Source organism: Microbispora sp. H10670 (assembly GCF_014161385.1).
In the GTDB taxonomy this organism is placed as follows: domain Bacteria; phylum Actinomycetota; class Actinomycetes; order Streptosporangiales; family Streptosporangiaceae; genus Microbispora; species Microbispora triticiradicis.
The window spans coordinates 69,779-94,719 of record NZ_JABBWW010000013.1; the positions used below are offsets into that span (position 1 = coordinate 69,779).

The window sequence follows — 24,941 nt, forward strand, 5'->3', positions numbered from 1 at the left end:
GTCCTCGGTGCCGGTCAGGATGTGAAGACGTGGTCGACGACGCGGGCGGCGGCCTTGCCGTTGTCGTGGGGGGCGTAGGTGCGGACGAAGGCGGCGTAGCGGTCGTGCAGCTTCGCGGTGACCGTGTCGATGTGGCGGAGCGTCTCCACCACCTCGGCGGAGGTCTCCAGGCGCGGCCCCGGCCGCTGCGACTCCAGGTCGAGGTACAGCCCGCGGGACGAGCGATACTTGGCCAGGTCCGGCGTGAACAGCACGACCGGCCGCCCGGTCGCCACGAAGTCGAACACCACCGACGAGTAGTCGGTTACCAGCACGTCGGCGATCAGCATCAGGTCGGCGGTGTCGGGGTAGGTCGTGACGTCGATCGCGAACCCGCCGTGCGCGTGCACGTGCGGGAAGGCCTGCATCATGTGCCCGCGGACCAGCACGACGTGGTCGTCGCCCAGGGCCTGCCTCGCGTCGGCCAGGTCGAGCTTGACCGCCGCGTTCCTGCGGTCCCAGTCCCGGAAGGTCGGCGCGTACAGGACGACCCGCTTGCCCTCGGGGACGCCGATGCGGCGCCGGATCTCGGCCGCGATGACGTCGCGGTCACCGGCGAGCAGCACGTCGTTGCGCGGGTAGCCCGACTCGAGGATCTCGCCCTCGTAGCCGAACGCCTTGCGCAGCACCGACGACGCCCAGGGGCTCTGCGACAGCAGCAGGTCCCATCCGCGCACCTCGACGGCCTGGCGGTGCCAGACCGGGGGCCGGGGCTCCCGCTTCATGTGGGCCTGGTCGCGGCCGATGTGCTTGATCGGCGTGCCGTGCCAGGTCTGCACGCACACCTGCTCGTCACGGGCGCGGAACCACTGCGGCAGGAAGCCGTTGGAGACGACGTACCGCGCCCGGGCCAGCGCCTCGTAGTGCTCCCGGCTGCCCTCCCGGACGACGGTGGGCGTCACGCCGTCGCCGAGCCCCAGCTCGCGCGAGCCCGGCGGAACGAACGCGCCGTCCCGGACGACCCAGATGTGCTCGCTCTCGTCGCCGCGGCGCAGCCGCTCCTCGTAGATGGCCCGCGGGTTGTCGGAGTAGGCGCGGCCGTCGAAGGAGACGTAGACCGTGGCGTCGCGCACCGGCCGGGCCCGCTCGGCGGGGTAGAACGTGCGGCTGAGCGCCCAGACGCCCGCCGCGCTCCGCTCGTCGCCCGGCCGGTCCTCGGCCGTGACCAGCACCGGCACGTCGAACCGGGTGGCGACGAACCGGTAGACCCGGCCGCCGATCGTCCGGGGGCCCTCGTCCAGCCCGTCGAGCGCCGCGTGGTCGAACCGGGTGGGCACCATGGCGGGGCCGTACTTGCCGGGCGGGGCCACCGAGATGTTCCAGGTGCCCTCGGCCAGCGGCACGGCCGTGCCGAAGCGCGGCATCGCGCCGGGCGACAGCCGTACGGTGAACCGCTCGCCGTCGCGCTCCAGCGGGACGCGGATGGTGAGCCCGCCCCGGTGCCGCAGCACGAGGTCGCGCGGGCCGTCGTCCGGGTCGGGGTAGCGCCCGCTCAGCGTGAGCGACTCGTCCTGCCACACGGCGGAGGTGATCACGGGCAGGATCTTGTGGCCGGAGATGACGACCCGGTCGCGCCGGTCGCCCTGCACGGTGATCTCGCGGTCGCCCACGAGCAGCCGCGTCTCCTCCGCGCCCTCCAGCATCACCGCCGCCGCCGGGTCGCCCTTCGGCTCGACCCACAGCCGCCGGGACTCGGCGCTGAGCAGGGTGTTGACCGCGAGCGAGAGCGAGAAGCGGCTGCCGCCCTCGGCCGGGGTGAAGTCGGCCGACATCCGGTGCCCGCCGACGCGGGCCTTGCCCCTGGCGACCGGCCGGCCCGGCAGGAAGCCGGTGAGCTCGACGCTGTCGCCGTTCAGCCGGACGCCGGTGAGCTCCGCGCGGGTGGGCTGGTAGACCACCTGCAGCGCCTTGTCGGAGGTCCACACCGGGCGCACCCACCAGCGCGGGCGCACCCGCAGGCCGGCCGGGCGCTCGGTGCGGCCGATCACGGGGCCGCGCAGCACGCCCCTGGACCGGGCGGCGCGGCTCCAGATGACGATCTCGGCCCGCCAGGTGGTGGTGTCCTGGACGGTGTGGCGGCGGCGCAGCAGCCGCTTGCCACCGCGCACCAGGGCCCGCACCCCCGCCCGCCAGCGCAGCGAGAACGGGTGCAGTTCGGCGGTGAAGCCCGCCCAGTCGTAGTTGCACCCGGGCTCGCGGGCGGCGTGGGTGGCCTCCGGGCGGTAGATCCGCCGGGTCCGCAGCGTGACCCGGGGCAGCCAGCGGGGGCCGCGCAGCACGACCGTGGCGTGGTTGAAGCGCCGGCCGCGGACGGACAGGCCCGCGATGTAGGCGTGCCCGGTGATCCGCAACCGGTTGCCCGCCCAGGTGATGTCGTCGATCTGCGTCACCGGCACGAGGTCGGCCGCCCGCAGGCGCAGCAGCGAGGGGTCGCCGACCTCCACCGGCAGGTCGGCGTACCACCGCAGGCCCCGGCGGACCCGGCGGGACGGCTCGGCCGCGGCGGCGGCCAGCTTGACCAGCGCGTCGCCCTCGGCGAGCGCGCCCGGATCCTGGGTCTCGATGAGGTGGCAGGCGACCCGGCGCCCGACCGGCAGCTCCCGCTTGACCTTCGGATCGACCTGCGCCAGGTACGGCCGGAGCACGTCGACGGCCTGGCGGCGGCGGGCCGCCCCGCGCTTGGCCGCGGCGTCGAGGCGCAGGCCCAGGGGGCCGACGATCGCCTCACGGTCGAGCTCTCTGCGCTGCGCGGGGCTCAGGCCCTCCGCGCGCACGAGCGCGACCAACGCGTCGATGGGCTCGCCCCGGTCGTAAAGCTCCTGGACAGCCCGCAATCGTTCAGCGACGGCGTCGCTCGTGGGTGCGGGTGTCATAAGGGAGGCACCGCCCTTCGCCAGACCTGTGTTCAGAAAATGGTAATGCTGTCAGGACACTGCCAGACCTGACTCCGCGCAGCCTGTGAATTTCGTGTGATCCGGCGCGTGACGCGCCGACGGCGAAGGGTGACCCGTCAGGGGCCGGGCCGGATCCTGGGCGTCACTCGCGACCGTCCCAGCGGGCCCTGCGCATGTCGGCCCGCGCGCCCCGGGTCGGGGTGCCCTCGGCCCGCCATCTCGCCAGGCATTCGGCCTCCAGGCCGGCCGCCGGGGTCCCGTCGGCGCGGATGACCCGCCACCACGGCACGGCGCCGCCCCACAGGGACATCACCCGGCCGACCTGCCGGGGACCGCCCTCGCCGAGATACTCGGCGACGTCTCCGTACGACATGACCTTGCCGGGCGGGATCCGCTCCACCACGTCGAGCACCCGCTCCGCGTACGGCGGGGGCTCGCGGCCGGCCTCAGACACCCCAGTCGGTGGGCCCGGCCGCGATGATCTCTTCGAGCTTGCCGAACTCGTAGGTCGCCGCCCCGTTGATCTGCTCGACGACGCCGTTCCTGATGCCGTACGCCTCGCCGTCCTCGCCCACGAGCCGGGCTCCCATGAGATCGGTGAGCCGGGCGAGCTGGGCGACCTGCCAGTCCGACCCCGGCTGGCCCACGAGTCGTCCGGACCAGGTCGCGATCCGGTGCTCGGAGTCTCCGTGGCGCGCCAGGACCTCGCCCGCCTCGTGCGACCCCCGCAGCTCGAATCCGGCCTGCGCCGAGACGTTCGCGAGTTCTGCGTAGGCGAGCGGTGCATCACGCTCTACGCGCAGCTCGTACCCCATGAGCCGCGACCTTAGCGAAAATTGACCCGGCTTTGTGACCGGAAACGCGAACAACGGGAAGACCGCGCCCGAAATGCGGCCGAACGGCGGCCAACATGTGATCACCGGCGGCTGAGCGCGAGGGCGGCCGCGCAGAAACCGCCGATCCCGAGAACGACGGCGATGCCGTAGACCCAGAGCCTAACGGGATCCGGCCCCGGGCGCGCGGGCGCCCGTGAGACCGGGCCCTTGCCGAAGTGCGCGTCGTCCTGCACCGCCGACGCGTGGCCGTATCCGACCAGTTCTCCGGCTTTCGCGAGGGCCGCCGCCGCGTCCACAACCCCGAATCCGACTTTGTCGTCATAACCGGCGAGCGGATGGGGACGCGACGTCGCGGTCAGTGCCCGTGATACCAATTCCGGCGGCAAATCCGGATATTTCGCCTTAATTAGCGCGATGGTGCCGGCGACAATCGCGCTGGCCACTCCGGTCCCCGACGCCGTGCCCCTGCGTCCGCCGGGAAGCGCGACCGGCACCCGCTCTCCGGGCGCGGCGACCAGGACCGAGAGGTTGTCGCTGCTGCCGGAGGTCTTGCCGCCCCGCCGGTCGACGGCGCCCACGCCCACCACTCCGGGATATCCCGCCGGGAACGCCCAGAAGGAGGTGCCGTTCTGGCGCGTGTACGCCGACTGGCCCGCGTCGCCCGCCGCGGCCACGAGCACGACGCCTCTGGCCAGCGCGAAGGAGATGGCGTCACGCTCCACGCGGTCGACGCCGTACGCCGGGACGGGCAGGCAGATGACCTTGGCTCCCTGGGCGGTGGCGTACCGGATGCCGCGGGCGAGCGGGCTGTCCCGCGTCTCCTCCGGCCGTTCCTCGGGATCGACGTAGTCGCGCTCCGGCCGGTCGACCGTGACGGGAAGGGACAGCACCCGCGCCTCCGGCGCGACCCCGGAGAACCCGCCGCCGCTTCCGCTCCCCGCGATCACCGATGCCAGCCCGGTCGCGTCGTCGCCCGGCCGCTGCGTCTCGTCGCCGATCACGGTGCCCGTCATGTCCGGTCCGCGCTCGACCCGGCCGGCCAGTTCGGGCAGGCCGGTGTCGGGCTGGCCCTCGCCGAGGAGGGCCACGACCACCCCGGCGCCCTTGGTCACCTTCCAGGCTTCGGCGGCGTCGACGACGTCGAGCGCCCACCGCTCCTCCCCGCCGCCCGGCGCCGCGACCCGTGCGGCGGCGGGGATCTCGTCCGGCAGGGCCGCCGCGGAGACGGCCGGGCCGGTCCCGAGCAGGAGGGCCGCCAGCCCCGCGCGGAGCGAGACGGCCCTCAGCACGCGTTCCCCTGGGTGCAGCGGGGGACGTCCGGGGGCTCGCCGAGGGCACGCGCGATGCGCCCGGCCACGGTCTGGGCCAGGGGCCACATCTCGCTGTTCACCTGTTCCTCCAGGGGGACGGACGCGCGTGTCCTTCCGTCTGTGTACCCCACTGTGAGGAAGACGATGTACGGTCCCGCGCCGACCCAGCCGGTGCGCTGCCGCTGGGCCGCGCCGAACGAGTCGGTGACCGTGCCGGGGAAGGCCACCGGCCGCACCCCCACCCGGTCGTCCACGGGCAGGTCGGCCGCCGCGTCGGCGCGCGCCTCCTCGCTCGGCATGACGGCGACGCCCACGGTGACGGCGAAGGTGGCCGTCTGGTCGACGTACGTGGCGCGCAGCAGGGTCAGGCAGCCGTGCTCGCTCAGCACCGGCGCCACCGTGGCGTCGACCACCGACCCGCACGCCGCCTCGGGCGCGATGCCGACCCTGCGCGCGTACTGCTGGGTCCGGCCGAGCCCGGTGTAGGGAAGCTCCTCGGGGAAGACCATCCCCGCGGGCCAGGCCTGCCATCGGCGGGCCACGTCCTGCGCGACGTAGCGGGCGCGCTCGGCGTCGGTGAGCGGCCTCGACCGGGTCTCGCGGAAGAGCCCGAACGCCCCGAGCAGCACGTTGACCGCGGCCACGGCGAGGACGACACCCATGATCGTGAGATAGGCCGACCGGAACCGGACCCCGCGCGCCAGTTCCGCCCGCTCCCTGGCCGCCAGCGCCGCGGCGGCGCGTCCCCGCGACGCCGTCCAGGGCCGCGCCCGCGCCCGGCGCGGCAGCCGGGCCGTCTGCGGGATCCGCGCCCTCTTGGGGCTGTGGGACTGCTCGGGCGGCATACTCCGATGCTACGTCGGCAGGCTCGACGGCCAGGGAGCCGGAGGCAGTGCGTCGTCCTCTCGTTCCCGCCGGCTCGCCCGCCGGGCGAGCACGAGCAGGACGGCGAGTCCCGCGCCGGAGCCCGCGAACGCGGCGAGCGCGATGCCGCCGTAGAGCAGGATCGCGCCGGTGTCGCGCCGTACGACCACGATGGGCTCCTGGCCGCGCGCCGCCGTACGGAGCGGGCGCGCGGGGTTCAGCACGCCGGCGCCGGACGCGACGGCGCGGTGCCGCGCGAGGGTGGCCGCGACGCTCAGCGCGCGGTACGCGTTGACCACCCCGAAGCCGGTGCCCGTGTTGTAGGGCCCCTTGCGGGCGGGCGACGAGGTGAGCGCCTGCGCGACGAGCGCGGGCGACATCCGCGGATGGCGCGACTTGATGAGCGCGGCGATCCCGGAGACGAGCGCGGTGGCCTGCGAGGTGCCCCGGCCGACCCAGTACTCGTCGCCCGGGCCCGCCCCGAGGACGTCCACGCCGGGGGCGGCCACCATGACCGAGGAGTTGCGGTTGGAGAACGAGGCCCGCCGCAGCGTGGAGGTGACCGCGGCCACCGAGATCACGCCGGGGATCGCCGCGGGGTAGGAGTACGGCGCGGTCTGCTTGCCCGCGCCGTCGTTGCCCGCCGCGGCGACCAGGACCACGCCCTTGGAGATCGCGTACCGGATGGCCGCGCGCTCGTCCTCCGTCGGCATGTCCTTCGACAGCGACAGGTTGACGACCTCGGCGCCGTGGTCCACGGCGTACCTGATGCCCTTGGCGACCACGCCCTCGTAACGCGCGTCGGAGTTGAACGTGCGGAACCCGGGCTCCTCGTCCTCCAGGATCACCCGCACGGACAGCACCCTGGCCTCCGGCGCGACGCCGATGATGCCGTCGGCCCCGCCGGGTCCGTGTCCGTGCCCGGCGATGAGCGAGGCCATGTACGTGCCGTGCAGCCGCACCGGCTGCACCCCGCGGGGGTTGGCGCCGGCGGTGAAGTCCCTGCCGGTGACGACCGAACCGGCGAGGTCGCGGTGGTCGGGGTCCACCCCCGAGTCCAGGACCGCCACCGTGACGCCCGCGCCCTTCGTCAGTTGCCACGCGTCGTCGACGTCGAGGGTCCGCAGCACGTCCTGCTGGCTGAGCCGTACGTCGTCGGCCCGGGCCGCGTGGAGGAACGCCCCGCCGGGCAGGGTGAGCGTCCCGGCCGTGAGCGCGGCCAGGACGCACCTCCGGATCTTCGTCCGTGCGCGGCGGGTCAGCACTGCCACTCCCGGGCCCGGCAGTCCGGGGACACCGGTGCGGTCAGGATCGCGGCGACGTCCCCGGCCAGGTCGCCGGCGAACGAGAAGATCGTCGCCCGCTGCTGCCCGACCCCGCGGGCCGGCCGCCCGTCGACCTGGCCCGCCGTGGTCAGCACGAGGTAGGGCCCGGCCTGCCGTACGGTCGCGGCCTGCCGTCCGCCCGCGGTGAAGCGGTCGGTCACGGTGCCGGGGAACGGGAGGGCGCGCAGGCCCGGGACGGGCGCCCCCTCGCGGGGGAAGGCGGCGAGCGCGGTGCGCGCCCGGGCCGCGTCGGGGAAGGCCGCCACGCCGATCGTGACCACGACGCCCTGCAGGCCGTCGAGGTAGGTGGCCCGCAGGACCGCCCGGCACCCGGCCGCGCGCAGCGCCCTGACGGCGGCGGTGTCGACGGCCGACCGGCAGTCGGTGCGCGTGGAGACGCCCACCCGCCGCGCCAGCTCGCGGCCGCCCTGCTCGCTGTTGTACGCCAGGCTCGCGGGGAAGACACGCCCCACCGGCCAGCGTTCCCAGCGCAGCGCCGTCTCGGCCGCCTGCGCCTCGCGCAACTCGGCCCGGCTGGGCCCCCGGGTGAGCTCGGCGACCGCCGCGCTCGCCGCGATGCCGCCGACGATCGCGCAGATCAAGGTGATCGCGGAGGCCACGGCGACGGCCGGCCAGGTGCGGGTCTCGCCCACTGCGCCTCCGTTCGCGTCTCGGCCTCCTCTCCTACGTGACCTTAACGCGACCAACCGCCCGCCATACCCCCAAATGCGACGGAAAGTACTTGACGCCATGGAAAGCGAAAAGTACTTTCCATAGTGGAAAGTGGTTGTCGCGCGAACGGAGTCCCCATGAACGTCGAGGAAGCGGAGCGGAGCCTGGCGCTCATCCGGCGGACTCAGGCCAAGGCGGTCAGGTCGCAGCCCTGGTTCCCGGCCTGGTACGCCGCCGGGGTCGGGCTGTTCGTGACCGGCGTGCAGTTCGTCACGGAGCCCGGCACGCCCGTCGTGGTGATGATGGTCACGGGCCTCCTGCTGGCCGCCGGCATGGGCGCGCTGATCGCCCTGCTGGTGCGCACCCGCACCATGACGGCCCACCGCAGCCTGGTGCGGGCGAACGTCATGACGCTCTTCATGCTCTGGCTCGCGCTGGGCATCGGGCTCTGCCTCGCCGTCGCCTTCCGGCTCGACGCGGCGGAGGTGGCCTACGCGCGGACGTACGCCGGCCTGGTCATGACCGCGTTCCTGCTGGTCACCGGACCGTTCGTCGGCCGGTGGATGTCGGCGATGCTGGCGCGCCGGATCGAGAGCGGCTCGTGATGGACCTCGACCCCGTCATCCACGCGCCCACCCGGCTGCAGATCGTCTCGCTGCTCGCCGCGGCCGAGGAGGCGGAGTTCGCGTTCGTCCGCGACACCCTGGGCGTCAGCGACTCGGTCCTGTCCAAGCAGGGCAGCGCGCTGGAGAACGCGGGATACGTCCACGTACGCAAGGGGTACGTGGGCAAGCGGCCCAAGACCTGGTTCAAGCTCACGGACAGGGGACGGGCGGCGTTCACGGCGTACGTCGCGAACCTGCAGCGCATCGTCTCGCCCAGCGGTCTCAACGTGGTGCCGGAGGAACGCGGGCAGCCCGCGGGCAGGCCCCTGTGAGCGCGGGGGCCGGAACGACGCGGCCGCCGCCTCCGGGGTGGAGGCGGCGGCCGCGGCCGTCGTGGCGGCGATCAGTAGGTCGGCAGGCTGGGGTCGACCGTCTTGACCCAGCTCAGCACGCCGCCGCCCACGTGGACGGCGTCGGAGAAGCCGGCGTTCTTCAGCACCGCGAGAACCTCCGCCGAGCGGGCGCCCGACTTGCAGTGCAGCACGATCTTCCGGTCCTGCGGGAGCCCCTCCAGGGCCGAGCCGTTGAGGAACTCGCCCTTGGGGATCAGCACGGCGCCGGGGATGTTGACGATCTCGTACTCGTTCGGCTCGCGGACGTCGATGATCATGATGTCGTCGCCGCGGTCGCGCATCGCCTCGAGCTCGGCCGCCGTGATCGTGCTGCCCGCGGCGGCCTGCTGGGCCTCGTCGGAGATCGTGCCGCAGAACGCCTCGTAGTCGATCAGCTCGGTGATCGAGGGGTTCTTGCCGCACAGCGGGCACTCCGGGTCCTTGCGGACCTTGACGTCCCGGTACTTCATCTCCAGCGCGTCGTAGATCATCAGGCGGCCGACGAGGGGCTCGCCGACGCCGGTGAGGACCTTGATGGCCTCGTTCACCTGGATGGAGCCGATCGACGCGCACAGCACGCCGAGCACGCCGCCCTCGGCGCAGCTCGGCACCATGCCCGGCGGCGGGGGCTCGGGGTAGAGGCAGCGGTAGCAAGGCCCGTGCTCGGCCCAGAAGACGCTCGCCTGGCCGTCGAAGCGGTAGATGGACCCCCACACGTACGGCTTGCCCAGCAGCACGGCCGCGTCGTTGACCATGTAGCGGGTGGCGAAGTTGTCCGTGCCGTCCACGATCAGGTCGTAGCCGGAGAAGATGTCCATCACGTTGTCGGTCGTCAGAGCGACGTTGTGGATGATGACGTTGACCAGCGGGTTGACCTCGCGCACGCTCGCGGCGGCCGACTCGGCCTTCAGCCGGCCCACGTCCGACTGGCCGTGGATCACCTGGCGCTGGAGGTTCGACTCGTCGACGACGTCGAAGTCGACGATGCCGAGGGTGCCCACCCCGGCCGCGGCCAGGTACAGCAGGGCGGGAGAGCCCAGGCCGCCCGCGCCCACACACAGCACCTTGGCGTTCTTGAGCCGCTTCTGACCCGCCATGCCCACATCGGGGATGATCAGGTGGCGCGAGTAGCGGCGCACCTCGTCGACCGTCAGCTCTGCTGCCGGCTCTACCAGCGGTGGCAACGACACAGTTCCACTCCTGCTTTGCGTGTCCGTCTTCGTGCCAATGGTCGCGCTCGGCTCCATGGGCCCATCACAAGCTCTTCTCACAACTTAACCGGGGTGGCCCCGCATTCCCCAATCACGCTGTTCGGCGCGGGGACATCCTCGTGTAGGCCAGCAGGCGGCGCGCCTCCCGCGCGACGAGCTCGGGATACTCCATCTGCGCCACGTGCCCGGCGTGCGGGAGTGTGACCAGGCGCACGTCACGGAAGGCCCGCCCGGACCGGTGCACCATGCGGGCGTGGATCAGGCGGTCGCGCAGGCCGTAGACGACGAGGGTGGGCGCGGTGACCCGGCCGGCCTGCCGCCAGAGGTTCTCCTCGCCGAACCTGAAGTACTCCCGCACGATCGCGCGGGTGCAGCCGACCATGGACAACACCGCGTGCGGAAGCGCGTCGCGGCGGCGCAGTTCCTCCACCGCCTCGCGCAGCCGGTCCGGATGCACGCGGCCCGTGTCGGCGTAGCACATGCTCACCGTCGCCAGCACGCGCCGCTCGGGCGGGAGCGCGCTCAGCCACCGGACGGCCAGCTCGCCGATGGACGGGGCGGCCGACAGGGCGATCCTGGCCGGGCCGTACCTCGGCCGCAGGTCGGGCAGCGCCGGCGAGACCAGCGTCAGCGACCTGACCAGGTCGGGCCGCGTGGCCGCGACCCGGACCGAGACCGCGCCGCCCATGGAGTGACCGAACAGGTGGACCGGGCCGTCCCCGAGCGCCTCGGCGAGCCTGACCACCGCGGTGGCGTTGGCCGCGACGGAGTAGTCGCCGTCCGGCGGCTCCGGGGAGTGCCCGGCACCGGGCAGGTCGACCGCGACGCCCCGCACCTCACCGCCGAGCTCGCCCATCAGGTCCGTCCAGTTCGTCGCCGAACCCGCCAGTCCGTGTACGTAGACGGCGGTCTCCCGCGGCCCCTCCGGAGTCGCCCGGAGATGGAGGCGGCCGCCGCCCTCCACGTCGATGAACCGGCCGGGCCACACCGGAATCGGCTCGTCTCGCACGTGTCCTCCCCCGTTCACCTCGCGTTTCCGACCATAACCCCGCCCCTGCGACACCTCGGCGGGCGCTCCCCCTACCCAGGCGAGACGGGAGCGATCATCCGGTTCATCCCGATCGGCCGGGAGCGACATAAGCCCAATATCCACCCCATTCGGACATTTCGAAATGCGGATATGAATGACATTCCACGCCAAACCGAGCGCTAGCGGTTCAACGGAGCCAATAAAGCGATAAGCAGAAGGCAAAAGCCGCCGATCGCCGTTTGTCGCTCGGACACCGAGGAAATCAAGACAATGCAGGGATGATCCACCAAGGGTCATCAGTAAGGGCATTTTCCGAACGACTTGGAAAACGCCGGAGTGTCGGGGCAACAATCCTTCAAGGAGGACATGAAATGCCCAAGTTCAACAACCTGGTCGGGATCCTCGCGATCAGCGCCGCGCTCACCGGTGGTGCCGTCACGCTGGGCACCGCGGTCGCCGCCGGCAGCGCGAACGCGGCGACCGTCATGGGCGGCTACGTGGGCGGCGGTGGCTACCCGTACCCCTACGGCAACTTCAACGCGAACCGCAATTCGCAGCGGCAGAAGCACAAGGCGCTGAACGGCAACAAGAACAAGAACAAGAACAAGACGAAGCAGTGGCAGCACGAGCGGCAGAACCAGGGCCAGCACCAGTTCCTGCTGCGTGACTTCACGCTCGTCCTCACGCCGTTCCAGAAGACCGACACCGACGCGCGGGCGCTTCCGTACAACTGGCAGTACGGAAACACGCAGTCGTACCCGTACACCCGCACGAACAGCTTCAGCGACCAGTTCAACAACCCGCGTCAGGGCCAGGACGCCCAGGCCCAGCCGAAGACGAACACGGCCACCGAGATCAACCCGCGCATCAAGAAGAAGGACATCGACGCGGACATCGACGTGGACGTGGAGAAGGAGAAGAAGAAGGACTACGGCAGCGAGCCGGAGTTCGTGCGCTGACGCGATCGGCACGAGCGGCCTCGGCAGACGTCCCGGCCACGACGGGTGACGCGCCGGCCGACGGCCACCCGTACTCGTGACCGGCGGCCTCACCCGAGCCGGAACCCGCGAGCGGCGGGAGACACACGCGAGCGGCGGAGCGGCGGACACACCCGCCCGGCGGGACGGGCGGCGACCGGATGACCGTGAGACACGGCACCGGCGCCACCCGCGTCCGCCGCTCCGTCCGCGGCCGAGCGAGCAGTCGAGAGCAGTTGAGAGCAGTCGAGAGAACAGAGCACCGGAGGCGTGTTTCGAGGAGAGGACCGCCGGTGCCAGGCGAACGCACCGCGCCGCGTCACACACGACGGCGCCGAACCAACTACCACCCGCCCTGGTCCCCCACCGGACCGGGCCGGGGTCGCGATATTCAGAGGAGAAACACCCAAATGTCCGTGTTGAAGAACATCGCCGGGGCCCTCGCTCTCGGCACCGCGCTGAGCGGCGCGGCCATCGTGCTCGGTGGCGTCGCCGCCGGCACAGCCGGCGCGGCGACCGTCATGGGCGGCTACGTTCCCGCTCCGTCCGGTGGCGCCCGCTACGTCCCGCGGGCCTACAACTACAACTACAACACCAACCGGCAGCGCCAGGGGCACAAGGCGCTGAACCGCAACAAGAACAAGAACAAGAACAAGAACCACGAGTGGCAGCACGCCCGGCAGTCGGAGTACCAGGACCAGTTCCTGATGCGTGACTTCACGCTCGTACTCACGCCGTTCCAGAAGTCGTCGAACGGCTCCGCCGCGGTGCCGTGGAACGCCCAGTGGTCGCAGAACTCCACCAACCCGTACACCAACACCAGCGACTGGAACCAGATGCACAACCGGCCCTGGCAGGACCAGTCCTCGCAGGCCGACCCTCGCACGAACACGGCCACCGAGATCAACCCGAAGGCCAAGACCAAGAACGTCGACATCGACGTCGACGCCGACATCAAGAAGAAGGAAGAGGAGAAGAAGAAGGACTACGAGCGGCCGGGATACGACGCCATTCCCTGATCCGCGGCGTCCTTCGCGTGACCGGGACGACCGGTCGCGCTGAGCCTCGGGCCGCCGGCCCGGGTGCCGATGTATGTGCCCGTGCTCACCTGAGCGTGAAGTCACACGCCCACCGTGAGCACGGGCACTCTTCGTCTCCCCCACCCCGACCGCTTTCCCCGCGCCCGCCCCGGGGGTTCGTCATCCGGGTCGCGGCCCCCCTGCCGCCACCTCCGGGTCGCCGTCCAGCCGCCCCCGCCGCGGCCCGCCCCATGCCCTTTCGAACCCCTCTGGAACACCACCAGACGCATCCGGTCTCCACTGAGCACCCCACGTTCAAATCGGACATTATGGGACAAGTCGCCCCTTTTATCTCCAATTCGTGCCATAGCCTGCTAATAGCTGACCAAAAGCCATAAGGGCGCGTTTGTCGGGTGATGTCGCCGGATATCAACGTATCGCAGGAACCCGGCCCACGGGGGCCATAGAGGTATTTCTCTCGAATCTCCACGGAGAAATACCGAAGGATGCGGGGAATTCCAATCCTTTCAAGGGGGACAGCAATGCCCAAGTTCACGAAGCTTTTCGCCGGACTCGCACTCGGCACCGCGATCGCCGGGGGCGCGATCGCCATGAGCGCCACGGCCGCGAGCGCCGGCTGTGGAGACGGCCTCATGGGTCTCGGCGGCATGCCCTGCAACAACAACAACTTCGTTCCCTTCAACACCAACAACAATAACAACTGCGGGAACAACAACAACGAAAACTTCGCGAACAACAACTGGTGCAACAACAACCAGAACAACAACTTCTGGAACAACCAGAGCTTCTGGAACCAGAGCGCGTTCTGCGACAACCTGGACAGCGACTCCAACTTCGCCATCGTCGGGCCCTGCGCGACGATCGCCTTCAGCGACAAGACCAACCGCGAGAGCAACTGGTTCAACAACGGCTGGTTCCAGAACAACTCCTGGTGGAACAACAACAACTGCAACAACTGGAACAACAACAACAACAACTTCGTCAACTGAGAAGGCGGGGCCGGCAGCGGCCTGCGAGACGACCGCGCCGCTCGGAATCCTGCCGGGTGAAGGGATGACTGATACGGCCGGCCACCCGGTCGTCCACCGCCTCGACAGGAGAACGGCGCCCTGAAGCGCAGCCACGTTCCCACAGCGCCGAAAGATCCGTAGCACTTCACGCTCAGGGAACGGCCGTTCGATCCAGCAGAAAGCAGAAACAAGGGCTCCGGCGAGACTCTCGCCGGAGCCCTGACTTTTTCCCCCGTACGGCGGGCTCAGGCACGGAGCCCGAAGGGACGGGTTCGCCGGCGGGTTCCGGCGGCACGGAGCCCTCCAGGTCGCCTTTCCCTGCCCCGGCAGGATTTCCCCCGGCCATGCGGCGGCGGTGCGTCAGCGGTACGCGGGCGAACGACGCCTGCCGGGACACCCGCGACGACGCACTCAGGCCGCCGCCTCCGTTTCCGCCGCGTGGCCAGGCCGGTGAACACCCTTCCAGAAATCGGTCAATCGCGACATTTCACTTTCAATACCTCTAAGTCAGTCCATAAGAGTCTAACTGGTGATCAAAAGGCTTAGATGGCCGTTTGTCTGCCCACCACGCTGGAAATCATCACAGCACAGGAAGTTAGGGCTCAATTAAGAGCCCGAAGGGCCTTTCTCTCAAAGAAACGCCCTTAACAAATTCAGGGATACTGAATCCTGTCAAGGGGGACACGCATGTCCAAGCTCCACAAGATCATCGCTGGCCTCGCGCTCGGCACCGCCACCGTCGGCGGCGCACTGGCCCTGGGCGCCGGTGCCGCCGGTGCCACGACCAGGACCGGCGACGTCGACCGTCCCATCGTCCGGAATGGCCTCGCCAACGGCGTCGACGACAGCACGGGCGGCATCGCCCAGGGCAACAGGGGTGTCGGCGAGCGCGGTGATCAGGAGAACGTCTTCCCTGTCTTCTCCAGCCCGAACAACAACGTCGACAGGAACAACCAGAACCACAACCTCAACCAGAACGACAACAGCAACTGGTGGAACAACCAGCAGTTCTGGAACCAGGGGGCGTTCTCCGACAAGCGGGACGACTTCTCCGGCTTCGGTCTCGTCGCCAAGGACGTCGCGATCGGCTTCCAGGACAAGACGAACAAGGACAACACCTGGTTCAACAACGCCTGGTGGAACAACAACAACTGGTGGAACTGCAACGACAACAACTGGTGGAACAACAACAACAACGACCACGTGAACTGAGAAGGCAGGTCCAGCGGCTCCTGCGAGACGATCGCGCCGTTCCGGGAAGACGACGGATCCCGAAGACCTCCCACGAGGTCTCCGACTCCGGCTGAGGGACTGGCGCCGTTGAGTGCAGAGACACGCTCCCCGACCGGCCGGCCGCTCGCTCACCGAGCGGCGGCGGCCTGAACGGGAACGGCCGTCAATCCTCCTACAGGGACAACCAAGGGCTCCGGCGGGAAGGTTCCGCCGGAGCCCTGCTCTTTCCCCGACCGTGGTCGCCGCCGCCACCACGTCCTTCCGCGGCCTTTCCCCGCCCGCGATCGCGCCGCTCCCCACCTCCCCGGCCTCCCCGGCCTCCCCGGCCTGCCCGGCCTGCCCGCCGACCGCGATGGCGGACGCGGCTGAGCGGGCGCCCCCGCTCACGGGGCGTCGGGCCGCGTCCGCGCCAGGGAACAAATCGTACCTATCACTACATAAGGCGCATTATCCATCGAATCAAGCCTATACGCAGCTAATCATTAATCAAAAGCAGCAGACGTCAGTTTGTCGGGCCACCCGGCAGGAAATCACCCTAGCGTCGGGAGCAGGGCCCAATAAGGGCCATGAAGAAAAAATCCTGACCGCAGTAGGCGGCCAGGAAACGCCGACAGACACAGGGCAATTCGAAATCGAATCCTGTCAGGGAGGAACCATAATGCCCAACCTCAAGAAGATCTTCGCAGGGCTCGCGCTCAGCACCGCGGTCGTCGGCGGCGCCGTCGCCATGGGTGCCGCGGCCGCCAGCGCCGACGACAGCCCCTTCTACACGAAGAACGAGGACCGCCCCATCGTCAAGGACGGCGCGGCCAACGGCGTCGACGACAGCACGGGCGGCATCGCCCAGGACAACAAGAAGGGGGTGGACTTCCCGCGCGCGTTCTTCCCGAACAACAACAACCGGGAGCGCAACGACCGCAACCACAACATCAACGACCGCAACCAGAACAACTTCTGGGACACCAACAACTGGTGGGGCCAGAACCTCTACAAGGACGACAAGGCCCAGCACGACGCCTTCGGCCTCGTCGCCAAGGACGTCGCCTTCGGCTTCCAGGAGAAGGACGACAAGGCGTTCAACTGGCTCAACAACAACTGGTGGGCCGACCAGAACTGGTGGGACCACAACAACAACGACTGGTGGAACCGCAACGACCGCGAGCACACCAACAACGGCAACAACAACAACGGCAACAACGTCTGATCCGCGAGGCCTGACGCCTCGCGCGGCACCGCGCCGTCCGGTCGGGTGACGGGAGCCGGTGGGCGGGACCACCCACGAGTGCCTCTCCGCCACCGGCCGGGGACGACGGCGCCGGTGAGTGCAGCCAGGTGTTTCCAGCGCACCCGCGCGCCGAGCGACCGGAAGTCTGGAGACGCCTTCCACCGGATGGCATGAGACAAGGGCTCCGGCGAGATCCTCGCCGGAGCCCTGACCTTTCCACGCCCCGGACGGGCGGGCGAGTCCGCGGCCGCGAGGATCGGGGACCGGCGACGGGGAAAACGGCCCGGCGAGTACCCTCCGGATCGATCGGCGAATCGCGGGCCGGACACCGACTGCGTCAGCGGCCGGCCAAGCCGCGCCATGAGTCGCGACGAGAGGTCAAACTCTCCCCCGCCGAGTTTGGCCGGGGGCCCCTTCGGCAATCAAGACACCACGGCGATGACCGGACATATAGGTCATAACCGGACATCTCCGGTTCCCACCGGAGAAGTCAGAAGTACGGGCAATCCATCCTTCGAGGAGGGCCTCTATGCCCAAATTCCGGAACGTCATCACCGGCCTGGCGGTCAGCACGGCGATGGCCGGCGGCGCGCTCGCTCTGAGCACCGTCACCGCCCACGCCTCCACCCCGACCACCGCCACCATCAGCGCCAACGGGGGCTGCGGCTGGAACGGCCACGGACGTGGCCGCGACTACAACAAGAACAAGAACAAGCTCGTGAACCGGAACGAATTCCGCAGCTTCAAGTACTACAGGATCAAGAAGGTCCACCGGGACAACACCGCCTTCGCGTCCGGCGACGCCGTCGTCGACATCGACGGCGACGACGACGACTGATCCCGGACGGCGCTACCCTGCGCCGCTTCCGTACCGTGAACAAGCCGTACCGTGAACAAGCCCCGGCGGGACAGCCGCCGGGGCTCCCGTGGAGCGGCGAAGAAGGCGGACGTTCAGGCGGAGCGGCGGGTCTTCCGCTTCCTGGGCGCGCTCTCCTCCTCCGCGCCTTCCGGGGCCGCCCTGCCGTCACTCTTCGCGGCACTCTTCGCAGCGCTCTTCGTGGCACTCTTCGCAGTGCTCTTCCCGGCGGTCTTCACCGGAGTCTTCGCCGCGCTCTTCTCGGCCGCCCCGGCGCCTTGGCGTTCCCGCTTGGCGGCCTCGACGCTGGCGCGCAGCGCGGCCATGAGGTCGACGGCCGGGCCCTGCTCGGCGGGCGCCTCGGGCGCGACGATCTCCCTGCCCGCGACCTTGGCCTCGATGACCTCCTGCAGAGCCTCCCGGTAGGCGTCGGTGTACTCCGCCGGATCGAAGTCGGCCACCATCGTGTCGATCAACGACTCGGCCATCTTCAGTTCCTGGGGCCGCACCTGGACGTCCTCCTCCAGGAAGCCGAACTCGGCCTCGCGGATCTCGTCCGGCCAGAGCATCGTCTCCAGCACGAACACGCCGTCCCGGACCCGCAGCGCGGCCAGCGACTCCCGCTGGCGGAGGGCGATCTTCACGACCGCCACCTGCCCCGACCTCTCCAGGGCGTCCCGCAGCAGCACGTACGGCTTCGTCCCCTGCCCGTCGGGCTCCAGGTAGTACGACTTCGCGAAGTAGATGGGGTCGATCTGGGCGGCGGGGGTGAACTGCAGCACGTCGATCCGGCGCGAGGTGGTCAGCGGCAGGTCGGCGAAGTCCTCGTCGGTCAGCACGACCATCTCACCGGTCGGAAGCTCGTACCCCTTGGCGATGTCGGAGTACTGCACCTCCTCGCCGTCGACCGAGCAGACCCTCTTGTACTTGATCCGCCCGCCGTCCTCCCGGTGCACCTGGTGGAAGCTGACGTCCTTCTGTTCGGTCGCGGAGTACAGCTTGATGGGAATGGTGACCAGACCGAACGAGATGGCGCCCTTCCAGATGCTCCGCATGGCTACATTCTCGTCTCTGTGTTCGAATACCGCTATGGTGGGATCCAAGGGAGTTACCTCATGGGCAGGTACCCACTAATGGCGGCGCCGTACCCGGTGGAACCCGCGCTCGGGGCCTCCGGCGCTCTCCCGCGTGCCTGATTGAGCCGCCCGAGATCGGGCAGAGCCCCTTCTCTGGCGGGCCGCCAAGGGCGATCTCCGGGAATGCCCGCCGGGGGCCGGCGGGAGGAGCGGTGATGACGGAGAAGGTGCGGGTGAAGGTCGAGGACCGGATGCTGGTCCTGACCAACCTGGACAAGGTCCTCTATCCCGGCACCGGGTTCACCAAGGCCGAGGTGATCGACTACTACACCCGGATCGCCCCGGCCCTGCTCCCTCATCTGCGGGGACGCCCGCTCACGGTCAAGCGCTACCCGAACGGCGCGGACGCCGCGTTCTTCTTCGAGAAGAACGCCCCCGACCACACCCCCGCCTGGGTCCGTACGGTGACCCTCCCGGCGCCGGGCAGCACGAAGAACCGCGAGGAGATCGAGTTCGCGGTCGTGGAGGACCTGCCGACGCTCGTCCACTACGCCAACCTGGCCGCGCTGGAGATCCACGTGCCGATGTGGCGGGTGGCCAAGGACGGCGAGCCGCAGCCGCCCGACACCCTCGTCCTCGACCTCGACCCCGGGGCCCCGGCCACGATCGTCGACTGCTGCCGGGTCGCCGTCCTGCTGCGGCGGGCACTGGCCGACGACGGCCTGGAGAGCCATCCGAAGACCAGCGGCAACAAGGGCATGCAGCTCTACGTTCCGTGGGACCGCGGGCCCGGCACCTCCGACTACGCCAAGGAGCTGGCCCGGCGGATGCAGGCGGAGCACCCGTTCGTCACCAGTGTGATGGCCAGGAAGGAAAGGCCGGGCAAGGTCTTCATCGACTGGAGCCAGAACAATCCGGCCAAGACCACCGTCGCGCCGTACTCGCTGCGCGCGAACCCGTTGCCGACCGTGTCGACGCCCCTGCGGTGGGAAGAGGTCGAGGCGTGCGAGAACCCGGAGCAGCTCGTCTTCACCTCCTCCGACGTGCTGAAGCGCGTCGCGGAACACGGCGACCTGTTCGTGGCCCTCGGCGCTTAGCCGGGCCGCACCCCTGGCCGTAGTGTTGGACCTGAGTGTCAGACCTGTCGCAGCCGACCGTCGAACGGAAGGAAGATCACATGCCAGAGATGGAGCCCCTCGACGAGGCCGCCGAGGAGATCTCGATCGAGGCGCCGGAGGCCGACGCGGTCGAGCAGCACCAGCTCGTCAAGGTCGCCGAGGACAGGCGCTGGCCCGAACACGTCCCGTTCGACGCCGACCCGGCCGACGTGACCGAGCAGGAGCGCACGGTCGACCTCGACGACGACGACTATCGCTGATCACAGATACCGACACGTAGGATGAGGCCCCGGGGCGGGAGCCCCCGATGCGCTTCTTGCAAGGAGACTGCCGTGACCGCTACCCCGGACGCCAAGCCCCGGGGCACCCGGCTGCCCCGGATGGCCCGCCGCCGCCAGTTGCTGAGCGCGGCGCAGGAAGTGTTCGTGGAGAACGGCTACCACGCAGCGGCGATGGACGAGATCGCCGAGCGGGCCGGGGTCAGCAAGCCGGTGCTCTACCAGCACTTCCCGGGCAAGCTTGAGCTGTATCTCGCGCTGCTCGACCTGCACGTGGACGACATGGTGAACCGGTGCCGCCAGGCGCTCGAGTCGACCACCGACAACAAGCAGCGGGTGCAGGCGGCCATCGGCGCCTTCTTCGACTTCGTGTCGAGCCAGGGAGAGGCCTTCCGGCTGGTCTTCGAGTCCGACCTGCGCAACGTGGCGCCCGTACGGCAGCGCATGGAGCGCTCGCTCTACGAGAGCGCCGAGGCGATCAGCCGGGTGATCCAGGAGGACACCGGCTGCTCCAGCGACGAGGCGCACCTGCTCGGCGTCGGACTGGTCGGCATGGCCGAGGTGAGCGCGCGCTACTGGCTGAGCAGCCACGGCTCGATCCCCAAGGAGGCGGCGACGCAGCTGATGGCACGCCTGGCCTGGCGCGGCATCAGCGGCTTCCCCCGCACCGGCTGACCGGGCCTCCGGTTCCCTGTTCGCTTGACGCGATCACAGGGCTCGCCGCGCCGCCGGGCGACGACGATGGGGAGAGAACAGCCCTCGCGAAAGGGGAGCCTTATGGAAATAAAGATCGGCGTGCAGTCGGTGCACCGCGAGATCGTCGTGGAGACCGACCTGTCGGCCGAGGAGATCGAAGAGGAGCTCCGCAAGGCACTCGCCTCGGACAAGGGCGTCTTCTCCCTAACCGACACGACGGGACGCCGGGTGGTCGTACCCGTGACCTCGCTCGGGTTCGTCGAGATCGGCGAGGACGAGACGCGTCCCGTCGGCTTCGGCGGAACTCTCTGACCCGGAGACGCTCCGGCTCGGAGACGCTCTGACGCAGAACGCCCTGACTTCAAACGCTCTGACTTCAAACGCTCTGACGCGGAAACAGTTTGACGGCGGCCGGAGCCGACCGGCGGCGCGGGTGTCCCAGGACGCGCGGCGTGCCGGCGGCCGGAGCCGGCCGCCCGGGTCAGGACCGCCCGTAACCGCATCCGCGGGGACGCCGGGTGAGATCCGCCCGATGCGGATCGTCCCGTCTTCCGCCGATCGTCGGACAGCCCGCGCTTCCTCTCCGCAGAATCGCACGGGGGGTCCAGCTGTTCGGCCCACATCTTGTCAAGGAACTGCCGTAGCGGCGCGAGGCCCTCATGCTCGCACCGTACATCCGTTTGCCGGGTGCGCGAATCAGGAACGGCGAGGTTTCACCCGTTGGGGGTGAGGCCGAGAGCCGTCATGCGCCTGCCGTGCTCCTCGGTCAGCCGGGCGAACATCCGCCCGATCTCCGCCAGATCCTCCCCCTGCTCGCCCACGAGCAGCGCGGCGAGGTGCGGACGGGCGGCGGCCAGCCGCTGCCCCTGGCTCAGCGCCTCGCCGACCATCCGGCGGGCCCACAGCGCGAGCCGCCCGCACAGACGCGGATCGGCGTCGAGCGCCGCGCGCATCCGCTCCACCGCGAACTCCGAACGGCCCTCGTCGGCCAGCACCTCGTCGACCAGGGCGGTGGTCGAGGGATCGGCGTGGCGGGCGGCCTCGCGGTAGAAGTCGCCCGCGATCCCCACGCCCACGTAGGCCTTCACCAGCGCCTCGTACCAGTCCTTCGGCCTGGTCTGGGCGTGCCAGGCGTCGATCGCCTCGACGAAGGGAGCCATCGCCTCCTCCGGATCGGCCCCAAGCGAGGCGATCCGGTCGCGCAGCACCCGGAAGTGCCCGTACTCGGCCGCGGCCACGTCCCCGAGCGCCGCCCTGTCGTTCAGCGTCGGCGCGAACAGCGCGGCATCCTCGGCCAGCCTGAGGAAGGCGGTGAGCTCGGCGTACGCGAGGACGCCCAGCAGGTCGACGATCCCGGGAGACGAATCACTCATGGATGCAGCGTAAGGGTCGGCGCGACGCCCGCGGAGCCGGCCGCTCCGGTCCGGCGGAACCCCGGCGCGACCCCCGGTGGAACCCCGTACGGCCGCCCACAGGACAACAGTTTTTAGCGAGAAGACGCGGAAATCGGTTCCGTGTTGTGGTATCGAGTAGACTGGTTCGTGGAAGTGCGACCGCACTGGCCAACAACCAGCGCTGGCCTACAACCGAGTCGATCCGGGGTTTGCCCCGGACCTCTGGAACCAGTGGATGCCGCGGTCGCTGTTCACGACGAGGGCGCGACTGTCCGCGAGGACCCGGACCGGGAAAGATCTGCCGGCCGGATGTCCCGGAGGGCCGCCTTCACAGATTGAGGCAGGCCACGCTGACAACGACGTTCCGAGACCTGGGAGTCATCCCGGAGATCGCCGATGCCCTCGAGACCGAGGGCATCACTTCACCGTTCCCGATTCAGGAGATGGCGCTCCCGCTGGCGCTGGCCGGCCAGGACGTCATCGGGCAGGCGCGCACGGGCACCGGCAAGACCTATGCCTTCGGCGTCGCCATGCTCCAACTGGTCGGCAAGCCGAGGAAGAACCGCAAGAAGCCCCGCGGTCTCGTCCTCGTCCCCACGCGCGAACTGGCCCTTCAGGTGACCGAGGACCTCGTCCTCGCCGCCGGGAAGCTGGGGTCGCGCATCCTCACCGTCTACGGCGGGCGCGCGTACGAGCCCCAGATCGAGGCGCTCAAGAACGGCGTCGACGTGATCGTCGGCACCCCTGGGCGGCTGCTCGACCTCGTCAAGCAGAAGCACCTCGACCTGAGCCAGATCACCATGCTCGTCCTCGACGAGGCCGACCGCATGCTCGATCTCGGGTTCCTCCCGGACATCGAGCGGATCATCAAGCTCGTGCCGGACGACCGCCAGACCATGCTGTTCTCGGCCACGATGCCCGGCGAGATCGTGAACCTGTCCCGCCGCTACCTCGACCGGCCCACCCGCGTGCGCGCGGAGAGCGGCACGGCCGAGGCCGAGACGACCACGCTCACCACGCAGTACGTGTACCGCACGCACCGCATGGACAAGATCGAGATTCTCGGGCGGCTGCTGCAGAGCAGGGGCGCCGGGCTCACGATGGTGTTCTGCGAGACCAAGCGGGCCTGCGACATGGTCGCCGAGCAGCTCAAGGACAAGGGCTTCGCGGTGGCGGCCGTCCACGGCGACCTCGGTCAGGGCCAGCGCGAGCAGGCGCTGCGCGCCTTCCGCAACGGCAAGATCAACGTGCTGGTGGCGACCGACGTCGCGGCGCGCGGCATCGACATCGACGACGTGACCCACGTCGTCAACTACGACTGCCCGCAGGACGAGAAGGCCTACGTCCACCGGATCGGCCGCACCGGCCGGGCGGGCCGCACCGGCGTCGCGGTGACCTTCGTCGAGTGGACCGAGCTGACCCGCTGGAAGGTCATCAACAACGCCCTCTCGCTGGACTTCGCCGATCCCGTCGAGACCTATTCGAGCTCGCCGCACCTGTACGGCGAACTCGACATCCCCGAGGGCACCAGGGGCGTGCTGCCGCGCGCCCAGCGCTCGCGCGCGGGCCTGGAGTCCGAGGAGATCGAGGACCTCGGCGAGACCGGGCGCACCCGTTCCCGCGGCAAGTCCGACCGGGGCGGGCGCGGCAACGGCCGTGACCGCGACCGTGATCGTGACCACGACAACAGCGAGGAGCGCCGGGAGCGCCCCGCCCGCACCCGCGAGCGGCGGCGCACCCGTGGCGGGCGCCTCCAGGAGGCCGGAGCGTCCTCCCCCGGCGACGCCGACGCCCTGACCTCGCAGGTGGGGGACGGCTCCGAGTCGCCCGAGCAGCCCGCACAGGCCCAGACCCAGACCCAGGGGCGCAGGTCCCGGCGAGGGGGCGCCAACACCGACGCCCTGACCGGCGCGCTGGCCGAGGTTCCGGGCGCACGGCCACAGGAGGAGCAGGCGGACGGGCCATTGGCCGGTGCGGCGTCCGAGCCGGAGCCGGCCCCGCGCCGGGCCTCCCGCCGCAGGACCCGTGCCGCCGACACGGCCGGCACCCCGGTCGCCGAGCCCCGAATCGACGAGCCCCGAATCGACGAGCCCCGAATCGATGAGCCACAGGTCGACGAGCCCCAAAGCGTCGAGCCCCGGAGCGTCGAGTCACAGGTCGTCGAGTCACCGGCCGGTGAGCAGCGGAGCGGGGACCAGGCGGTCGCCGCGCCCGTCGAGGACCGGCCCGCCCGCCGGCGCGGAACCCGCGCCGCCGCGGCGGCCACCACGGGGGCCACCACGGGCGCGGAGGACGCCGCGGCGGCCTCTCCGGCCGTCTCTCCGGCTGTCTCCGTGGACCGGCCCACGCGCCGCCGTACGCGGAGCACGGACGCGGGCGCCTCGGACGAGGCGCCGTCCACGCCGTCTGTGCCGTCTGTGCCGTCCGGCGAGGCGACCGTGAACGGCGTGGCGGACGAGCCCGCCCGGCCGCCGGTCGCCCGGCAGGAGCCGGAGAGGATCATTCCGGCCAGCCCGTTCATGGTCGTGTTCAGGTCCCCCGACCTCGCGACCGACGACGACGATCCCGCTCCGTCCGCCGCGACCGAGCGCGCCCAGCAGCGGCGCCGCCCGGCCCGGCCCCGCCCGCGCCGTACGGGGTGAGGGGCCGGCCGCGGCCCGCTCGTCGATGAGCACGACCACCAGGGCAGGGAGAGCGCCGGACACCCGGCGCCCTCCCTGCTTTCGCGCGTGGGCGCCTTCACACGTGGGCGCCTTCGCACGTGGGCACGGTCCCCCCGGCGGGCCGCCACGTTCGCAGTGGGTATGACCTGGACAGGAGGCACGCGTCATGACACCCGGACTCTCTCTGCCCGGCCGGT

24 protein-coding genes are annotated in these 24,941 nt (G+C 70.4%); 13 read left to right on the forward strand and 11 right to left on the reverse strand.

Annotated features, from left to right (window positions below; translation table 11 throughout):
* Positions 1–14: 14 nt before the first annotated feature.
* From HHX33_RS19485 to HHX33_RS19515, 7 genes are all read right to left on the reverse strand, one after another.
* Complete coding sequence (locus tag HHX33_RS19485; RefSeq protein ID WP_259402644.1) at positions 15–2,873, reverse strand: CDP-glycerol glycerophosphotransferase family protein; 2,859 nt, start codon at positions 2,871–2,873, stop codon at positions 15–17.
* A gap of 202 nt (positions 2,874–3,075) precedes the next feature.
* Complete coding sequence (locus HHX33_RS19490; protein ID WP_182875853.1) at positions 3,076–3,387, reverse strand: MGMT family protein; 312 nt, start codon at positions 3,385–3,387, stop codon at positions 3,076–3,078.
* Positions 3,380–3,748: a hypothetical protein gene (locus HHX33_RS19495; protein WP_117409452.1), complete on the reverse strand. Its 369-nt coding sequence runs from the start codon at positions 3,746–3,748 to the stop codon at positions 3,380–3,382. The genes HHX33_RS19490 and HHX33_RS19495 overlap by 8 nt, the downstream gene beginning before the upstream one ends.
* A gap of 101 nt (positions 3,749–3,849) precedes the next feature.
* Positions 3,850–5,058, reverse strand: coding sequence for a S8 family serine peptidase (locus HHX33_RS19500; protein WP_182875854.1), 1,209 nt, complete (start codon positions 5,056–5,058; stop codon positions 3,850–3,852).
* On the reverse strand, positions 5,052–5,924 hold the full coding sequence (locus HHX33_RS19505) for a hypothetical protein (RefSeq protein WP_138462742.1): 873 nt from the start codon (positions 5,922–5,924) through the stop codon (positions 5,052–5,054). Before HHX33_RS19505 ends, HHX33_RS19500 begins: the two co-directional genes overlap by 7 nt.
* Positions 5,925–5,933: 9 nt before the next feature.
* A complete protein-coding gene (locus HHX33_RS19510; RefSeq protein ID WP_244302370.1) occupies positions 5,934–7,208 on the reverse strand; it encodes a S8 family serine peptidase in 1,275 nt (424 codons plus the stop codon).
* Complete coding sequence (locus HHX33_RS19515) at positions 7,202–7,921, reverse strand: hypothetical protein (RefSeq protein ID WP_117409094.1); 720 nt, start codon at positions 7,919–7,921, stop codon at positions 7,202–7,204. The genes HHX33_RS19510 and HHX33_RS19515 overlap by 7 nt, the downstream gene beginning before the upstream one ends.
* 156 nt (positions 7,922–8,077) lie before the next feature.
* Here HHX33_RS19515 and HHX33_RS19520 point away from each other — a divergent pair, with 156 nt between their 5' ends.
* A complete protein-coding gene (locus HHX33_RS19520) occupies positions 8,078–8,545 on the forward strand; it encodes a hypothetical protein (RefSeq protein WP_182875855.1) in 468 nt (155 codons plus the stop codon).
* A complete protein-coding gene (locus tag HHX33_RS19525) occupies positions 8,545–8,877 on the forward strand; it encodes a winged helix-turn-helix domain-containing protein (protein ID WP_182875856.1) in 333 nt (110 codons plus the stop codon). Before HHX33_RS19520 ends, HHX33_RS19525 begins: the two co-directional genes overlap by 1 nt.
* A gap of 71 nt (positions 8,878–8,948) precedes the next feature.
* Here HHX33_RS19525 and moeZ read toward each other — a convergent pair whose 3' ends face one another.
* Together moeZ and HHX33_RS19535 are read right to left on the reverse strand one after the other, a co-directional pair.
* Positions 8,949–10,127, reverse strand: coding sequence for an adenylyltransferase/sulfurtransferase MoeZ (moeZ, locus tag HHX33_RS19530; RefSeq protein WP_117409097.1), 1,179 nt, complete (start codon positions 10,125–10,127; stop codon positions 8,949–8,951).
* Positions 10,128–10,239: 112 nt separating this feature from the next.
* A complete protein-coding gene (locus HHX33_RS19535; RefSeq protein WP_182875857.1) occupies positions 10,240–11,157 on the reverse strand; it encodes an alpha/beta fold hydrolase in 918 nt (305 codons plus the stop codon).
* A 392-nt stretch (positions 11,158–11,549) separates the two neighbouring features.
* Here HHX33_RS19535 and HHX33_RS19540 point away from each other — a divergent pair, with 392 nt between their 5' ends.
* The 6 genes from HHX33_RS19540 (at position 11,550) to HHX33_RS19565 (ending at position 17,501) form a co-directional block, all read left to right on the forward strand.
* A complete protein-coding gene (locus HHX33_RS19540) occupies positions 11,550–12,137 on the forward strand; it encodes a hypothetical protein (protein ID WP_117409099.1) in 588 nt (195 codons plus the stop codon).
* A gap of 428 nt (positions 12,138–12,565) precedes the next feature.
* Positions 12,566–13,174: a hypothetical protein gene (locus tag HHX33_RS19545; protein WP_182875858.1), complete on the forward strand. Its 609-nt coding sequence runs from the start codon at positions 12,566–12,568 to the stop codon at positions 13,172–13,174.
* A 542-nt stretch (positions 13,175–13,716) separates the two neighbouring features.
* Positions 13,717–14,184 (forward strand): hypothetical protein, encoded by a 468-nt coding sequence (locus HHX33_RS19550; protein ID WP_182875859.1) that lies wholly within the window; start codon positions 13,717–13,719, stop codon positions 14,182–14,184.
* Between the two features lie 708 nt (positions 14,185–14,892).
* Positions 14,893–15,417, forward strand: coding sequence for a hypothetical protein (locus HHX33_RS19555; RefSeq protein WP_182875860.1), 525 nt, complete (start codon positions 14,893–14,895; stop codon positions 15,415–15,417).
* Positions 15,418–16,096: 679 nt separating this feature from the next.
* A complete protein-coding gene (locus HHX33_RS19560; protein ID WP_182875861.1) occupies positions 16,097–16,642 on the forward strand; it encodes a hypothetical protein in 546 nt (181 codons plus the stop codon).
* A 550-nt stretch (positions 16,643–17,192) separates the two neighbouring features.
* Positions 17,193–17,501, forward strand: coding sequence for a hypothetical protein (locus tag HHX33_RS19565; protein ID WP_182875862.1), 309 nt, complete (start codon positions 17,193–17,195; stop codon positions 17,499–17,501).
* 113 nt (positions 17,502–17,614) lie between these two features.
* Here HHX33_RS19565 and HHX33_RS19570 read toward each other — a convergent pair whose 3' ends face one another.
* Positions 17,615–18,574, reverse strand: a complete 960-nt coding sequence (locus HHX33_RS19570; RefSeq protein ID WP_182875863.1) for a Ku protein — start codon at positions 18,572–18,574, stop codon at positions 17,615–17,617.
* A gap of 236 nt (positions 18,575–18,810) precedes the next feature.
* On the opposite strand from HHX33_RS19570, the gene ligD reads away from it, so the two are divergent.
* The 4 genes from ligD (at position 18,811) to HHX33_RS19590 (ending at position 20,999) form a co-directional block, all read left to right on the forward strand.
* The gene (gene ligD / locus HHX33_RS19575; protein ID WP_182875864.1) at positions 18,811–19,692 is read left to right on the forward strand and encodes a non-homologous end-joining DNA ligase; all 882 of its coding nucleotides are present in this window, start codon (positions 18,811–18,813) and stop codon (positions 19,690–19,692) included.
* Positions 19,693–19,772: 80 nt separating this feature from the next.
* Positions 19,773–19,973, forward strand: coding sequence for a hypothetical protein (locus tag HHX33_RS19580; RefSeq protein WP_182875865.1), 201 nt, complete (start codon positions 19,773–19,775; stop codon positions 19,971–19,973).
* A gap of 72 nt (positions 19,974–20,045) precedes the next feature.
* Positions 20,046–20,666: a TetR/AcrR family transcriptional regulator gene (locus tag HHX33_RS19585; protein ID WP_117409108.1), complete on the forward strand. Its 621-nt coding sequence runs from the start codon at positions 20,046–20,048 to the stop codon at positions 20,664–20,666.
* 102 nt (positions 20,667–20,768) lie between these two features.
* A complete protein-coding gene (locus HHX33_RS19590) occupies positions 20,769–20,999 on the forward strand; it encodes a DUF3107 domain-containing protein (protein WP_182875866.1) in 231 nt (76 codons plus the stop codon).
* A gap of 401 nt (positions 21,000–21,400) precedes the next feature.
* Here the strand turns inward: HHX33_RS19590 and HHX33_RS19595 are convergent, their stop codons facing one another.
* Positions 21,401–22,060 carry a ferritin-like fold-containing protein gene (locus HHX33_RS19595; RefSeq protein WP_182875867.1) on the reverse strand — a complete coding sequence of 220 codons (660 nt, stop codon included), beginning with the start codon at positions 22,058–22,060 and terminating at the stop codon, positions 21,401–21,403.
* Between the two features lie 464 nt (positions 22,061–22,524).
* On the opposite strand from HHX33_RS19595, the gene HHX33_RS19600 reads away from it, so the two are divergent.
* Positions 22,525–24,723: a DEAD/DEAH box helicase gene (locus HHX33_RS19600; protein ID WP_259402645.1), complete on the forward strand. Its 2,199-nt coding sequence runs from the start codon at positions 22,525–22,527 to the stop codon at positions 24,721–24,723.
* The last annotated feature ends 218 nt before the right edge of the window (positions 24,724–24,941 follow it).